The sequence below is a fragment of the Nocardioides sp. YIM 152315 genome (assembly GCF_029210375.1).
Lineage (GTDB): Bacteria > Actinomycetota > Actinomycetes > Propionibacteriales > Nocardioidaceae > Nocardioides.
This window is the reverse complement of sequence record NZ_JARGER010000038.1, coordinates 272,272-285,503: the sequence shown is the minus strand read 5'-3', so window position 1 is coordinate 285,503 and position 13,232 is coordinate 272,272. Positions and strand designations below refer to the sequence as shown.

General features: G+C 72.6%; 16 protein-coding genes and 3 tRNA genes. 9 read left to right on the top strand and 10 right to left on the bottom strand.

From position 1 onward, the window contains the following. Positions 1-149: 149 nt before the first annotated feature. Complete coding sequence (locus PZ894_RS15865) at positions 150-1,400, bottom strand: DUF6596 domain-containing protein (protein WP_275746241.1); 1,251 nt, start codon at positions 1,398-1,400, stop codon at positions 150-152. Then, on the bottom strand, positions 1,397-1,756 hold the full coding sequence (locus PZ894_RS15860) for a YciI family protein (protein ID WP_275746240.1): 360 nt from the start codon (positions 1,754-1,756) through the stop codon (positions 1,397-1,399). Before PZ894_RS15860 ends, PZ894_RS15865 begins: the two co-directional genes overlap by 4 nt. A gap of 259 nt (positions 1,757-2,015) precedes the next feature. Between PZ894_RS15860 and PZ894_RS15855 the strand changes: the two genes are divergently transcribed. From PZ894_RS15855 to PZ894_RS15840, 4 genes are read left to right on the top strand one after another with little or no spacing between them, the layout of a single operon-like run. Next, positions 2,016-2,468 (top strand): VOC family protein, encoded by a 453-nt coding sequence (locus PZ894_RS15855; RefSeq protein ID WP_275746239.1) that lies wholly within the window; start codon positions 2,016-2,018, stop codon positions 2,466-2,468. Between the two features lie 30 nt (positions 2,469-2,498). Next, positions 2,499-4,784: a DUF6351 family protein gene (locus tag PZ894_RS15850; protein WP_275746237.1), complete on the top strand. Its 2,286-nt coding sequence runs from the start codon at positions 2,499-2,501 to the stop codon at positions 4,782-4,784. 50 nt (positions 4,785-4,834) lie between these two features. Next, positions 4,835-5,350: a hypothetical protein gene (locus PZ894_RS15845; RefSeq protein ID WP_275746236.1), complete on the top strand. Its 516-nt coding sequence runs from the start codon at positions 4,835-4,837 to the stop codon at positions 5,348-5,350. Positions 5,351-5,382: 32 nt separating this feature from the next. Continuing rightward, positions 5,383-5,766 carry a hypothetical protein gene (locus PZ894_RS15840; RefSeq protein ID WP_275746235.1) on the top strand — a complete coding sequence of 128 codons (384 nt, stop codon included), beginning with the start codon at positions 5,383-5,385 and terminating at the stop codon, positions 5,764-5,766. 4 nt (positions 5,767-5,770) lie between these two features. Here PZ894_RS15840 and PZ894_RS15835 read toward each other — a convergent pair whose 3' ends face one another. From PZ894_RS15835 to PZ894_RS15820, 4 genes are all read right to left on the bottom strand, one after another. After that, positions 5,771-6,634 (bottom strand): endonuclease/exonuclease/phosphatase family protein, encoded by an 864-nt coding sequence (locus PZ894_RS15835; RefSeq protein WP_275746234.1) that lies wholly within the window; start codon positions 6,632-6,634, stop codon positions 5,771-5,773. Between the two features lie 88 nt (positions 6,635-6,722). Next, positions 6,723-6,796 (bottom strand) — tRNA-Phe (locus tag PZ894_RS15830). A 50-nt stretch (positions 6,797-6,846) separates the two neighbouring features. Continuing rightward, on the bottom strand, positions 6,847-7,278 hold the full coding sequence (locus tag PZ894_RS15825; RefSeq protein WP_275746232.1) for a VOC family protein: 432 nt from the start codon (positions 7,276-7,278) through the stop codon (positions 6,847-6,849). Between the two features lie 9 nt (positions 7,279-7,287). Continuing rightward, a complete protein-coding gene (locus PZ894_RS15820; RefSeq protein WP_275746231.1) occupies positions 7,288-7,719 on the bottom strand; it encodes an AraC family transcriptional regulator in 432 nt (143 codons plus the stop codon). A gap of 43 nt (positions 7,720-7,762) precedes the next feature. Here PZ894_RS15820 and PZ894_RS15815 point away from each other — a divergent pair. The 3 genes from PZ894_RS15815 (at position 7,763) to PZ894_RS15805 (ending at position 8,430) form a co-directional block, all read left to right on the top strand. Beyond that, positions 7,763-7,835, top strand: a tRNA-Glu gene (locus PZ894_RS15815). Positions 7,836-7,919: 84 nt separating this feature from the next. Further along, positions 7,920-7,996 (top strand) — tRNA-Asp (locus PZ894_RS15810). 77 nt (positions 7,997-8,073) lie between these two features. Then, positions 8,074-8,430: a metallopeptidase family protein gene (locus PZ894_RS15805; RefSeq protein ID WP_275746230.1), complete on the top strand. Its 357-nt coding sequence runs from the start codon at positions 8,074-8,076 to the stop codon at positions 8,428-8,430. Here PZ894_RS15805 and PZ894_RS15800 read toward each other — a convergent pair. Genes PZ894_RS15800 through PZ894_RS15790 form a run of 3 tightly spaced genes read right to left on the bottom strand, consistent with a single transcriptional unit; the run spans position 8,421 to position 10,107 of the window. Continuing rightward, on the bottom strand, positions 8,421-8,750 hold the full coding sequence (locus PZ894_RS15800) for a CrcB family protein (protein ID WP_275746228.1): 330 nt from the start codon (positions 8,748-8,750) through the stop codon (positions 8,421-8,423). The two genes, PZ894_RS15805 and PZ894_RS15800, sit on opposite strands and share 10 nt — an antisense overlap. Continuing rightward, positions 8,747-9,181, bottom strand: a complete 435-nt coding sequence (gene crcB / locus PZ894_RS15795) for a fluoride efflux transporter CrcB (protein ID WP_275746227.1) — start codon at positions 9,179-9,181, stop codon at positions 8,747-8,749. The genes PZ894_RS15800 and crcB overlap by 4 nt, the downstream gene beginning before the upstream one ends. Beyond that, the gene (locus PZ894_RS15790; protein ID WP_275746225.1) at positions 9,178-10,107 is read right to left on the bottom strand and encodes an ATP-binding protein; all 930 of its coding nucleotides are present in this window, start codon (positions 10,105-10,107) and stop codon (positions 9,178-9,180) included. The genes crcB and PZ894_RS15790 overlap by 4 nt, the downstream gene beginning before the upstream one ends. 268 nt (positions 10,108-10,375) lie before the next feature. Here PZ894_RS15790 and PZ894_RS15785 point away from each other — a divergent pair, with 268 nt between their 5' ends. Next, positions 10,376-11,878 (top strand): NAD(P)/FAD-dependent oxidoreductase, encoded by a 1,503-nt coding sequence (locus tag PZ894_RS15785; RefSeq protein WP_275746223.1) that lies wholly within the window; start codon positions 10,376-10,378, stop codon positions 11,876-11,878. 42 nt (positions 11,879-11,920) lie between these two features. Here the strand turns inward: PZ894_RS15785 and PZ894_RS15780 are convergent, their stop codons facing one another. After that, positions 11,921-12,583, bottom strand: a complete 663-nt coding sequence (locus PZ894_RS15780; protein ID WP_275746222.1) for a PaaI family thioesterase — start codon at positions 12,581-12,583, stop codon at positions 11,921-11,923. Between the two features lie 41 nt (positions 12,584-12,624). On the opposite strand from PZ894_RS15780, the gene PZ894_RS15775 reads away from it, so the two are divergent. Further along, on the top strand, positions 12,625-13,173 hold the full coding sequence (locus PZ894_RS15775) for a GNAT family N-acetyltransferase (RefSeq protein ID WP_275746220.1): 549 nt from the start codon (positions 12,625-12,627) through the stop codon (positions 13,171-13,173). Positions 13,174-13,232 lie beyond the last annotated feature (59 nt).

Here is a 13,232-nt window from a genome sequence, read left to right as displayed (position 1 = left end):
GACCGACCTCGACCGTCTCCCGCACCTTCCGGACGGACCAGGGGCGCCGCGACAACTCATCGCGACCCCCGAGCCCGTCGCCCAACTCGCAGGCCGGCTGCGAGAGCGGCCGAGTGCGCCCTGAGGGCTCACGAGGTTCACGCCAGACGTCAGGTGCGACGTACGCGCCGACTCCGTGCCTCGAGCGCCGCGCGCTCGGCGGCGTTCTGGGTGAGCTCGATCGCGCGACGGTAGGCGATCGCCGCGCCGTCCGCGTCGCCGGCCCGGGCCAGCAGCTCGGCACGAGTGGCGTGCAGCGGCTGGTAGCGCTCGAGCCGCTCGTCGCCATCGAGGTCGGCCAGCAGGGCGAGTGCGACGTGTGGACCGTCCGCCATCGCCAGCGCGGCGGCCCGGTTGATCGTGACGACCGGTGACGGGGCCAGCCGGGAGAGCTCGCCGTACAGGGCTGCGATCTGCGGCCAGTCGGTGGCGTCCCGGTGCGGCGCCTCGGCGTGCAGCGCGGCGATGGCCGCCTGCACCTGGAACGGGCCCGGTGACCGGAGCCCGAGGGCTCGCTCGAGGATCGCCGTGCCCTCGGAGACGGCGGCCTGGTCCCAGCGGCCGCGGTCCTGGTCCTCCAGGGCGACGGGCAGGCCGGCGGCGTCGGTGCGGGCCGGGCGCCGGGCGTCGGTCAGCAGCAGGAACGCCAGCAGGCCGAGCGCCTCGGAGTCGGCGGGCAGCAGCTCGACGACCAGGCGGCTGAGCCGGATCGCCTCCCGGCACAGGTCGACCCGGACGAGGTCGTCACCGGAGCTGGCCACGTGCCCCTCGGTGTAGACGAGGTGGATCACGTGCAGTACGCCGTGCACCCGGTCGGGGAGTTCCTCCGCGCCGGGCACGCGGTAGGGGATCCGGGCGGTCTTGATCTTCCGCTTCGCCCGGACCAGACGTTGGTACATCGTGGTCTCGGTGGTCAGCAGCGCGCGGGAGACCTCGGGCACCTCCAGGCCGCCGACGACCCGGAGGGTGAGCGCGACCCGGGCCTCCAGCGCGAGCGCCGGGTGGCAGCAGGTGAACAGCAGTCGCAGCCGGTCGTCGTCCACGCCGCTGCGGTCGGGCGGCTCGGGATCGGTCGTGTCGTCGTCCCTCATCAGCGTCTCCAAGCGGTCGAGCGCGGCCGAACGGGTGGCCTCGCGCCGCATCCGGTCGATCGCCCTGCGGCGCGCGACGGTGGTGAGCCACGCTCCCGGCCGGGAGGGGACTCCCCGGGTGGGCCACTCGGCCACCGCGGCGGTGAACGCCTCGGCGACCGCATCCTCGGCGAGCCCGACGTCGCCGCCGAGCTGGCCGGCGAGCGTCGCGAGGAGTGCGGTCCACTCCTCGCGATACGCCCGCTCGACGGCCTCGGCCGCCTCGGTCACCCGTCCTGCTCGTGCTTGGACAGCGGCCGGACCTCGACCGAGCCGTACGTCGCGTTGGGCATCTTCCTCGCCCAGCCCAGGGCGGCGTCGAGGTCCGCGACGTCGATGATGATGTAGCTGAAGAACGACTCCTTGGTCTCCGCGAACGGTCCGTCGGTGACCAGGGCCTCGTCGTTGCGGATGCGCACGGTGGTGGCGGTCGCCTCGGCGTCGAGGCCGTGGGCCGCGACCATCGAGCCGGCCTGGCCGAGCTCGCCCATCACCTCTCCCCAGCTCGCCATCTCGGCGTCGAACTCGGGAGTGCCCTCGGCCGGGCCGGCGTCGGGTTCGTGGCGGAGCAGCAGCATGTACTTCATGGGAGCCTCCTGGGGCTTCGGTGGTGCGGAACTTTGCCTTTCACCCTGACGTCGGAGCGTCCAGCCGGATTCGACACCTTCGACGCAGAAGTCTTCAGAAGTTTTTCTACCGTCCCCGACCGGCGGAGCCCAGCACCACGAATCGGCTGGTCGGAGGAGCGCACGAGTCGGCGGCGTGCGGCGAGAGGATGTCGAGATCCGCGCTGTGGCTCCGTCCCGGGGTGGAGTCGACAGGACCGACCGATGGAGGGTGGATCTCATGGCACACGTACGACGCTTCGACCATGTCGGCATCACCGTCGCGGACCTCGGCAGGGCGACGGCCTTCTTCGTCGGGCTGGGGCTCGAGGTCGAGGGCACCGGATCCGTGGAGGGCGAGTTCGTGGAGACCGTCTGCGGCATCCCTGGTGCACACTGCGAGATCGCGATGCTGCGCCCGCCCGGCGGCGGGTCCCTGCTCGAGCTCTCGAGCTTCGTCACTCCCGACCACCTGCCCGGATCGCCGAATGCGATGGCCAACGAGCTCGGCCTGCGCAACGTCTCCTTCGAGGTCGGCGACCTCGACGCGGCGGTGGCGGCGGTGGCGGCGGACGGGTACGGGCTCGTGGCCGGCATCGGCGAGTACGAGGGAAGCGTGCGGATGGCCTACGTGCGCGGGCCGGACGGGATCGTCGTGTCCCTCTTCGAGCAGCGAGACCCAGGCACCGTGTGACCGCCACCGCCCACCGTCGTTGACGAAGGCATGTCCGTCCGGTTGATCGTCGCCACGCTGCTGGGCACGCTGCTCGTGCCCCTCCACCAGGAGGCGGCGAGCCCGGCCCCGGTGCCCAGGCGCCGGGTGGAGGTGCTGTCCAACCGGGCCGACCTGGTGAGCGGGGGAGACGCGCTCGTGGCGGTGCGGGTCCCGAAGGGCATCCGCGCGAGGACCGTCACGATCACCGCAGGCGGACGCGACGTCACCAAGCACTTCTCGGGGCACTTCTCGGGGCACTTCTCGCGCACCGGCGCGCGGACGCTGACCGGCCTGGTCACCCGCCTCCGCCTCGGCACCAGCACCATCCGTGCCACGGCCCCGGGCGCCCGCAGGGGCAGCATCGAGGTCACCAACCATCCCAACGGCGGCCCGGTGTTCAGCGGCCCGCAGACCCGGCACTACCGCTGCCAGGAGACCGCGCGCGACCGCGCGTGCAACCAGCCGGCGCGCTACGACTACCTCTACCGGTCGACCAGCCCGTTGCAGACCGCGCTCCAGCCCTACGACCTCGACGACCCGCCCAGCGACGTCGCGACGACGACCACCGACACGGGCAGGACCGTGCCGTTCGTCGTACGCCGCGAGCAGGGCTTCCAGGACCGCGACCGCTACACGATCCTGACGCTCTTCCGGCCCGGGCGGGACTGGACCGCGACGAGGCCCCAGCGGCAGTGGAACCACAAGCTCCTCGTCACCCACGGCGGCGGCTGCGGGTCGTCGTACGCGCCGGGCGAGCCGCCGCTCGCCGACTACTCCGGCACCTTCGACGGCATCCCCGGCGCGACGCCGAGCTTCGTCACCGCGCTCGGGAAGGGCTTCGCGGTGCTCTCGACCGCGCTCGACAACACCGGCCACAACTGCAACGTCGCGCTCAACGCCGAGTCGGTGATGATGGCGAAGGAGCGGCTGGTCGAGCGCTACGGCACGCTGCGCTACACGATCGGCACCGGCTGCTCCGGCGGGTCGATCGCCCAGCACACCGTGGCCAACGCCTACCCCGGCATCTACCAGGGCCTGATCACCACCTGCTCCTACCCCGACACCTTCACCGCGGGCGCGCAGTTCGCCGACTACCACCTGCTCCGCCGCTACTTCGAGGACCCGTCGCGCTGGGGCCCGGGCGTGCTCTGGCTCCCGACCCAGATGGCCCAGGTCGAGGGCCACCTCTCGCACCTCAACGCGGTCGTCGCCGACGAGGGCCTCTTCAAGGCGGCGCTCGACCCCGAGCACGACTGCTCCGGCACGGACGCGACCGTCCCGGGCGACGTCTCGACGCGGTACGACGACGCCACCAACCCGGCCGGCGTGCGCTGCTCGGTCCTCGACCTGCTCGTCAACCAGCTCGGCCCGCGACCGAAGCAGGCGTGGGGACCGGAGGAGAGCGAGGTGGGCCGGGGCTTCGGCGGCATCCCGTTCGCCAACACCGGCGTGCTCTACGGGCTCTCCGCCCTGCGCGCCGGCGCGATCACCCCCGCCCAGTTCGTCGACCTCAACGCCAGCATCGGCGGCATCGACGTCGACTCCCGCCCGACGGCCGAGCGCATCGCGGGTGACCCCGCATCGATCGCCAACGCCTACCGCACCGGGCTGATCAACGAGGCCAACCACCTCGACGAGGTCGCGATGATCAACCACGGCGGCCCCGACCCGGGCCTCGCCCACGACTACGCGCACGCGTTCTGGACCGAGGAGCGGCTGCAGGCCGACCAGGGACACACCGACAACCGGGCGATGTGGTTCGGGCCCGTGCCGCTGATCGGCAGCCTCACCTGGGCGACCGAGGCGCTCACGAAGATGGACGCCTGGTTGAGCGCGATCGAGGCCGACCGCTCGCGCCGGCCCCTCGCCCGCAAGGTCGTGGCCGACAGGCCGGCCGACCTCACCGACCGCTGCGTGGTCGACGCCCTCGGCCCGCTGTGCGACGTCAAGGAGCTCCAGGTGCTCCAGACCCGGCTGTCGACGCCGCGGCAGGAGGCCGGCGGGCCCCTCGCCAACGACATCGTCGCCTGCAGCCTGAAGCCGCTCGACCGCGCCGACCTCGGATCGCCGCTCCCGTTCACCGCCGCGCAGTGGGACCGGCTCGCCGCGGTCTTCCCCGACGGCGTCTGCGACTGGTCGCAGCCCGGGCGCGGCCAGGGGCCGGCGCACACCTGGCTGCGGTACGACGCGCGCGGTGACGGGCCGGCGTACGGCGGTCGGGAGCTCCGCCCCCTGCCGGCCCGGTCGGCGACCGGTGTCGTCAGCCCGTCGTTCCGTCCGATGCTGCGTCGCTGACGCCGGGTCGGTCGACGGAACCGGGCGGAGCGTCGGACCGTCGCATCGCCATGACGTCGCCGCGATTGCTGCTCGCCGGCCTGCTCGTGCCCGTCGGTCTGGGCCTCGTGGCCCTGACCCCGACCGCGTTGTACGCCTGCTCGTGCGCGGCCGCCGGGCCGCGGCAGCTCGTCGACCACGCCGACGCGGTGTTCGTCGGGACGCTCGCCGAGATCGAGGTGCCACCCGCGGACGGCGACGCCGTCGTCTCGTCGACGGACCCGGTCACCTACCACTTCGACGTCGATCGGGTGCTCGAGGGCGGGGTCGGCGCGACCGTCGACGTCGCCTCGGTGCGGTCCGGAGCGTCCTGCGGGCTCGAGGGCATGCGCGAGGGCCGGGAGTACGTCGTCTTCGCGACGACGACCGGACCCGCGCTCGAGGCCGGCCTCTGCGGCGGCACCCGGCCCGCCGACGCCGCCTTCGTCGCGCAGGTCGAGAGGCGCACCGGCCCGGCCCGGCCGCCGGCACCGGACCTCGACGCGATCGTCGCCGCGATCGTGGCCTTCGTGGGCTTCGGCTCTTGACGAAGGCGCGGGCCGCAGGGAAGCGTGCGCGCATGGAGCGCGTGCCTCACGAGAACGTCGCGACCGTCCTGGTCGATCCGGCGGCGCTGCGTGAGCTCGAGGTGCACCTGATGACCCTCGACCTGCGCCTGTGGCCGATCGCGACCGCGCCGATCTGCGCCGACGGCCCGCGCCGGGCCTTCCAGGAGCGCCGGCGCCTGCTGATGGCCCGCCGCGGTGCATGGGACGTCGCCGCCGACTGGACGCCGGTGTGGATCTCGTTCGGCGACAGCTGGTACGACGGCGCCGAGCCGCTCCCGTGGACGGCCCACCAGACGCTCTACCGCACGCTCGAGGAGTACGCCGACCGCGTGCGCTACCGCCCCGGACTCGGCGGCGTCCCGCGGCTCGCCGTACCCCGCGAGCGGATCGCCTGACCGGCTACCCGACGGCGTACGTGCCGATCGCGGGCCGGTGGTCGGAGCCACGGACGCCTCTCATGATCCGGGTCGTGAGCGGCCGCGCCGGGCTCCAGACCTGGTCGATCAGCGAGTCGTTGTCGTGGGTGCCGAAGCGCCGGGGGAGCACGCGGCTCCGCTCCCACATCGAGCGGAAGCCGATGGCGCCGAACTGCCGGACCGGCAGCGCGCGCCGGTGGGTGCGCAGGTCCTCCTCGTAGCCGGCGTTGAAGTCGCCGAGGACGTAGACGGCGCTGCTGGTCTGGCGCTCGAGGCCCACCACGCCGACGAGGGTGCGCAGCTGCTGGCGGTAGAGGCGCGCGGTGCGTGGCCGCTCCGGGATGAACCGGCCGGCGCTGATCGCATACGCGACCAGGTGGACGTTGACGAACGTGACGAGCTCGCCGGTGGCGAGGTCGCGCAGCCGGACGATCGTGGCCCAGTTGGCCGACTTCGGCTCGTCGTACGCCCCGCTGAGGGGCTCGACCAGGTCGGCCTCGGAGAGCAGCGCCCCGTCGCCGGAGACGAACTCGAAGCGGCCGCGGTCCCAGATCACGGGGTTCTGCTGGAGCGCCGGCGGCCGGTAGTAGCCCCAGGCCGGGTCGTCGAGCAGCCACCAGTTCTTCTCGTTCATGCCGATCTCCTGCAGACCCAGGACGTCGACGTGGGGCTTCACCCGGCTGACGGCGGCCTCGAACGTCTCGAGGGTCGCCCGCGAGATCACGTTGTAGGTGCCGATCCGCAGCTCGACGGGCTCGGCCTGCGCCGCGTGGCCGGCACCCGCGGGGAGCACGACCGCCAGCGCGCACAGCGAGGTGACGGCGGAGACGAGGCGGGCGAGCGACACGCCTGCGGAATCGGCGGAACCCCGCGGATCCTGAGGGTCCGGACACGGAACGAGGCCGCAACCGGTTCGGCTGCGGCCTCGTCGCTCGTGGGCAGGGGCGGGGTCGAACCGCCGACCTTCCACTTTTCAGGCGGACGCTCGTACCAACTGAGCTACCTGCCCGAGCGACGCACACCCTACAGGAGCCCGACCGGCCCGACGAAACCGCGGGTTCAGGGTCGAGACGGGTCGAACTCGAGCACCTGGGTGAGCCGGACGTTGTTGCCCGACGGGTCGCGGAAGGAGGTGTCGATGCCGTAGGCCTGCGCCGTCGGCGGGTCGTTGAAGGTGACGCCGCGGGCCGACAGCTCGTCGTACGCCGCCTGGCAGTCGTCGGTCTCGAGGAAGAGGGTGCCGCCGGCGCCCTGGGCGACCAGCGACGCGAGCCGTGCGCTGGCCTCGGCGTCGAGCATCGGCGGCCCGGGCACCGGCATCAGCACCAGCCCGGGGCCGTCCTGACCGGGCGGGGCGACGACCAGCCAGCGGAACCGCCACTCCTCGATGGTGGCGTCGGAGCGGACCTCCCAACCGAGCACCCGGGTGTAGAAGTCGAGGGCTACGTCCTGGTCGTGGACCCAGAACTGTGCGTTCGCGATGCGGATCATGGCTCGACGCTAGGCCGCCGAGCCGGACCCGTGCTTCTCCGGAACTGCTGTCTGCGGGCGCCCGTAGGCCATCGTGACGCAGGCCGGGATCCGCAGGTGCCGCTGCGCGGGCGGGAAGGTGGCGCGGTACGTCGTGGGTGGCACGCCGTACACGCGGGTGAAGCGGGCCGTGAACGACCCGAGGCTGCTCAGCCCGACGGCGTGGCAGATCTCCGTGACCGGGCGGTCCGTGTCGCGCAGCAGCGCCGCCGCCCGCTCCATCCGCCGGCTGAGCAGGAACCGGTGCGGCGTCTCTCCGAAGACCCGGCGGAACTCCCGCGCGAAGTGGGCCGTCGACCAGCCCGCCTCCCGCGCCAGGTCGTCGACGGTCAGCGGCTCGGCGTACCGCCGGTCCGCGAGGTCGCGGGCCCGCAGCAGGTGTCGCGAGGGATGGGTGGACACCACCGGATCGTCCCACGGCCCGTATGCTTCTGCGTGCGTCAAGGCCCCCATCGTCTAGCGGCCCAGGACCCCGCCCTTTCACGGCGGTAGCGCCGGTTCGAATCCGGTTGGGGGTGCGAGCACGAGCGGCACCCGCTGCCGATTGTGAAGGTGGGAGGCGGGTGGGTTAGAGTTCCACCGCTTCCGCAAATGAAGCACCTGGCCCCGTAGCGCAGTTGGTTAGCGCGCCGCCCTGTCACGGCGGAGGCCGCGGGTTCGAGTCCCGTCGGGGTCGCCACCGCAGAGACACAGCGAGGCCCCGGACCGTGTGGTCCGGGGTCGCTGTCATTTCGGGCGGCCGGACACAATGAGCGCATGCCGGTGGAGCTGTCGCCCGAGGACTTCGACGCGCTGGTCGACCGCGCGCTCGACGGCATCCCGGACGAGCTCGCCTCGCTGGTCCGCAACGTCGTCGTGCTCGTCGAGGCCGAGCCGCCCGACGGCGAGCCCCGCGACCTCCTCGGCCTCTACGACGGCGTCGCGCTCACCGAGCGCTGGGGTGGCCCGATGATGGACCTGCCCGACCGCATCTTCGTCTTCCGCAACCCCCTCCTCGACATGTGCGCGAGCGTCGAGGAGCTCGAGGACGAGGTGCGGATCACCGTCGTCCACGAGGTCGCCCACCACTTCGGCATCGACGACGACCGGCTGCACGACCTCGGCTACGCCTGACCGATCATCCAGCCCGCGGTGCAGGCGGCCAGGCCGAGGCCGACCGTCGCGACGACGTACGCCGCGCCGCGTCGCGCCCCGAGGTCGTGGGACTGCACCGCGAAGGACGAGTACGTCGTGAACCCGCCGCAGAAGCCAGTGCCGAGCAGGGCGAACGCGTGCCCGGAGAGCGCGAGCGCGGAGAACAGCCCGAGCAGGAACGAGCCCAGCACGTTCGCCACGAACGTGCCGCGGTGCCACGTCCTGTCGTAGCGGGTGCCGAGCAGGAACCGCAGGCTGGCTCCCGCGGCGGCGCCGAGGGCCACCAGGAGCGGGGTCACTCGTCGCCGCCTTCGTCCGCGAAGGCACGGCGCTGCTGCGTCGTCGACCAGTGGTCGGCCGCGGCCACCGCGACCAGGCAGGCCGCGAGGGTGCCGAGCACGTAGCAGCCGGCGGTGAGCGTCTCGCCACGGTCGAGCAGGGCGCGCGTCTGCTCGGAGTACGTCGAGAGCGTCGTGTATCCGCCGAGCACACCCGGCCCGAGCCCGACGGCCAGCGCCCGGCTGCGCCGTACCGCAGCGAAGGCGGGGAGGAGCGCGAGCGCGAAGGAGCCGCTCACGTTGATGACGAAGGTCGTCCAGGGGAAGGCGTCGGCACCGGGCGGGAGCGCCTCGCTGAGCCACCAGCGCGCCAGCGCACCGACCGCTCCGCCGACCGCGACCGCGGCGACCAACCGGGGCATCGGGGTGTCGCCGGTGGCGCCGTCGGTCAAGACACGCTGCTCTGGGGACGCGACACGGGCGCATCCTTCCACGACAGCGGCGCCTCGCCGCCGTGCTGGCGCACGAACTCGCTCAGGAACCACCGCTGGAAGCGCCGCTGGTCGGGGGTCCGGGCCAGTGAGAGCAGTCGCTCCTCGCGGCAGAACGCGTCCGCCAGGTCGAGCAGCTCGATGAAGTGGCCGATCGTGGCCGCGGTCGGGCGGGGCATGGCGACGTGGAGGTCCGCCGTGGCGGCGCCCGAGGTGAGCGCGTGCTCGATCTGGCCGGCCCCGATGCCCTCGCGCAGGTCGCGCTCGAGCGAGCCGAAGAGGTCGGAGAGGTCCTTGGCGAGCGGGTAGTCGGACTCGTGGGCGAGCGCGAGCAGCCGGACCTCGCGGCGCAGCTCGCGGTAGTGCCGCTGGAACTCCACGAACATGCGGAGCGGTACGCCGACGATGTCGATGCGCATCTCATCGGGCGACGGCGCGGCGGTGGTGGCCGGCGGCTCGCCGGTGACCCGGCCGGGCACCGGGTCGCCGCCGGGTCGGGCCGCCGGGGCGAACCAGACGGTCTTGCCGTCCTCCTCGACGTCGACCCCCCACGCGGTGGAGCAGCGCGCCACGATGCCGAGGCCGCGGCCGAACGTGAGCAGCAGGTCGTCCTCCTCGCGCGGGCCGGTGGTCGGCATCGGCGGCACGTCGGTGGACTGGTCGCGGACCTCCACGCGCGGGTGCTCGCGGGTGCCCCTGACCCGCACCGACAGCGGTGGCCGGCCGTGCAGCAGGGCGTTGGTGACCAGCTCGGAGACCCCGAGCTCCGCGCACTCCACCAGGTCGTCGCGGCCGATCTCGTGGCAGGTGTCGACCACCCAACGGCGTGCGTCCTGCACGCCGCGAGGCCCGGGGCCCAGGGACAGGGCGGGCCTGTTCAGCGGCACGGTCGTCTCCACGGGATGCAGATCTGGGCACGCCTCAGCGAGGCGTGCCATCGCGCCTCGTCTACCCCAGCGAATTTGTGCCGAAACCTCGGCCCCACGGGTGATTCCAGCGGTCCAGACCTCCCCCTGCGACGAAACCGAGGGTCACCGCCCGATGTGACCAACGGGACTCCCCCGATTGCGTCGATCCGGGTCGTGAACGGAACAATGGGTACCGCGGAGCGTGTTTTCCCGACACGATCCCCACAGCGGTAGTGAAAGGTCCGTGATGGCAACCCAGCCCAGCCCCGAGAAGTCCCAGCAGTCGACCGGCAAGCACCGGGTGGTGGTCATCGGATCGGGGTTCGGCGGACTCTTCGGCACCAAGGCGCTGCGCCGGACCGACGTCGAGGTGACGATGGTCGCGAAGACCACCCACCACCTCTTCCAGCCGCTGCTCTACCAGGTCGCGACCGGCATCCTCTCCCAGGGCGAGATCGCGCCGCCCACCCGCGAGGTCCTCAGCGGGCAGGACAACGCCAAGGTGCTGCTCGGCGAGGTCACCGCCGTCGACCTCGACGCCCACACGGTGACGTCCCAGGTCCTCGGTCGCTCCACCGTCACGCCGTACGACTCCCTGATCGTGGCCGCGGGCGCGGGCCAGTCCTACTTCGGCAACGACCACTTCGCGGAGTTCGCGCCGGGCATGAAGAGCATCGACGACGCACTGGAGCTGCGTGGTCGCATCTTCGGGGCCTTCGAGATGGCCGAGCTCGGCGCCAGCCGGGGCGAGAACGTCGACCACCTGCTCACGTTCGTGGTCGTCGGAGCCGGCCCCACCGGGGTCGAGATGGCCGGCCAGATCGCCGAGCTCGCGCACCGCACGCTGAAGAAGGACTTCCGCGCGATCAACACCCGGCACGCCCGGGTGGTCCTGGTCGACGCGGCCCCGCAGGTGCTGCCGCCGTTCGGCAAGAAGCTCGGCGAGAAGACCAAGGTCGAGCTCGAGAAGCTCGGCGTCGACGTGGTGCTCGGTGCGATGGTGACCGACGTCGACGAGCGCGGCATCGAGATGAAGTTCAAGGACGGCCGCGTCGAGCGCATCGACAGCGTCACCAAGATCTGGGCGGCCGGCGTCGCCGCGAACCCGATCGGCCGCACGCTCTCGGAGCAGACCGGTGCGCCGCTCGACCGGGCCGGCCGGATCGCCGTCAACCCCGACCTCACGCTGCCCGGCCACCCGGACGTGTTCGTGGTCGGCGACATGATCGCGCTCGACAACCTCCCGGGCGTCGCGCAGGTCGCGATCCAGGGCGCCAAGTACGCCGCCAAGGAGATCGACAACCGCCTGAAGTCGAAGCCCTCCCAGGGCCCCTTCCACTACTTCGACAAGGGCTCGATGGCGATCATCAGCCGGTTCCGCGCGGTCGCGCTGATCGGCAACCTGCGCGTCACCGGCGTGCTCGCCTGGCTGATGTGGCTGGCGCTGCACCTGATCTACATCACGGGCTTCAAGAACCGCGTCACCGCGCTGCTGCACTGGTTCGTCTCGTTCATCGGCCGCGGCCGCTCCGAGCGCACCACCACCGAGCAGCAGATCTTCGCGCGCAGCGCGCTCGGCCGGCTCAAGCGCGGCGCCGCCGACCTGGTCTCCGACCCGGGGGCCTACGACGCGGCCCGGGCGATGCTCGAGACGACCCGACGGGCCGAGCTCGAGGAGCGCGCCGAGGAGGAGGCGCGCCTGACCGACGCGGGCGAGCGCGGCGTACCCGTCGAGCAGCGGGTGGGCTGACCGCCCGTCCTGGCGGCGCGGTCGGCTCGGGAGGCGCCTACCTCACTCGAAGAACTTCGGCGTCGCCTCGTCGGCCGCCAGCTGCTCGCGCGCCCAGCGCGGCAGGATGAAGAGGCCCTCGGCCTCGACCGTGACGCCCTCGGTGTCGCTCACGTGTCCGCGCGCCCAGGTCTTGATGCCCTCGCTCCGCTCGATCCACGCCTCCGCCCGGAGGTCGCCCAGCGGCGTCCCGCGGCGGTAGTGGAGGGTCAGCGTCGCGGTCATCCCGGGCTTGCCCCCGGCGCCCGCGGCCTCGCCGAGCATCTGGTCGAGGATCAGCGCCGAGACGCCGCCGTGCACCAGCCCGGGCGGGCCTTCGTACGCCGCGCCCAGGTGGAAGTCGCTCCACGCCCGGCCGGAGTCGTCGCGCTCGACGACCAGCGGGGGAGCGACGGCGTTGCGCACCCCGACCACCGCGTTGCCCCAGGGGCGTCCGCGGCCGGTCGCACCGAAGCGCACGCCGTACGACCCCTCGAGCTGCGAGCGGCGCAGCCGCGCGACGATCCCCTCCACCTCGGCCTGGGCCGTCCGGATCTCGTCCTCGCCGACCTCGGTGCGGATCGCGGCGTCGACGAGCTCGCGCACCGCGTCGGTGAACGGGTCGTAGAGCGACTTCTGCTGCTCGATCTGCTCCGCGGTCAGGTCGTCGCGCTGGTATCCGGGCACCGGCTGATCCTAGAACAGGTTCCATCTGATCGAATGGCCGCATGACCTCGCTCGATCGCCCCGACGTCGCCCTCGCCTCCTCGTGGGCCGAGACGATCGCGGAGTTCCACGCCGCCGGCGAGCAGCACGTGCACGGCGCGGGACTGTGGGAGTTCGACACCGTCGACGTCACCGCGGCCGGCTGCCGCGCGGTCGTCGAGCACCTCGTCGCGCAGGCCGACCCGGCCACACCGCTCGCCGACAACAGGGTGCACTGCTCGTACTTCTGGATCACCGACGGCGACGGTGCGGACCGGGAGGTGATCGGCTTCCTCGCCGTCCGGCACACCCTCAACGCCTGGCTGCTCGAGGAGGGCGGCCACATCGGGTACGCCGTACGCCCGTCCCGCCGCCGCGAGGGTCATGCGACCCGTGCGCTGGAGCTCGGCGTCGCGGAATCCGCTCGGCTCGGGATCGACCGCGTCCTGGTGACCTGCGACGACGACAACGTCGGCTCGCGGCTCACCATCGAGCGCGGCGGTGGTGTCTACGAGGACTCGCGCAACGGCAAGCTCCGGTTCTGGATCGACGCCGACCGGAGCGCCGGCTGAAATGGAGTGAACCGCCGGCGTCTCGGGTCACCGACGGTTCAACTCGGCCGAGAGTAGGG

Bases quoted from the DNA above. Each gene is read 5' to 3' on its own strand.
- PZ894_RS15860 (WP_275746240.1), bottom strand. From the start codon at position 1,756: ATGAAGTACATGCTGCTGCTCCGCCACGAACCCGACGCCGGCCCGGCC.
- PZ894_RS15855 (WP_275746239.1), top strand. From the start codon at position 2,016: ATGGCACACGTACGACGCTTCGACCATGTCGGCATCACCGTCGCGGAC.
- PZ894_RS15850 (WP_275746237.1), top strand. From the start codon at position 2,499: ATGTCCGTCCGGTTGATCGTCGCCACGCTGCTGGGCACGCTGCTCGTG.
- PZ894_RS15845 (WP_275746236.1), top strand. From the start codon at position 4,835: ATGACGTCGCCGCGATTGCTGCTCGCCGGCCTGCTCGTGCCCGTCGGT.
- PZ894_RS15840 (WP_275746235.1), top strand. From the start codon at position 5,383: ATGGAGCGCGTGCCTCACGAGAACGTCGCGACCGTCCTGGTCGATCCG.
- PZ894_RS15825 (WP_275746232.1), bottom strand. From the start codon at position 7,278: ATGATCCGCATCGCGAACGCACAGTTCTGGGTCCACGACCAGGACGTA.
- PZ894_RS15805 (WP_275746230.1), top strand. From the start codon at position 8,074: ATGCCGGTGGAGCTGTCGCCCGAGGACTTCGACGCGCTGGTCGACCGC.
- PZ894_RS15785 (WP_275746223.1), top strand. From the start codon at position 10,376: ATGGCAACCCAGCCCAGCCCCGAGAAGTCCCAGCAGTCGACCGGCAAG.
- PZ894_RS15775 (WP_275746220.1), top strand. From the start codon at position 12,625: ATGACCTCGCTCGATCGCCCCGACGTCGCCCTCGCCTCCTCGTGGGCC.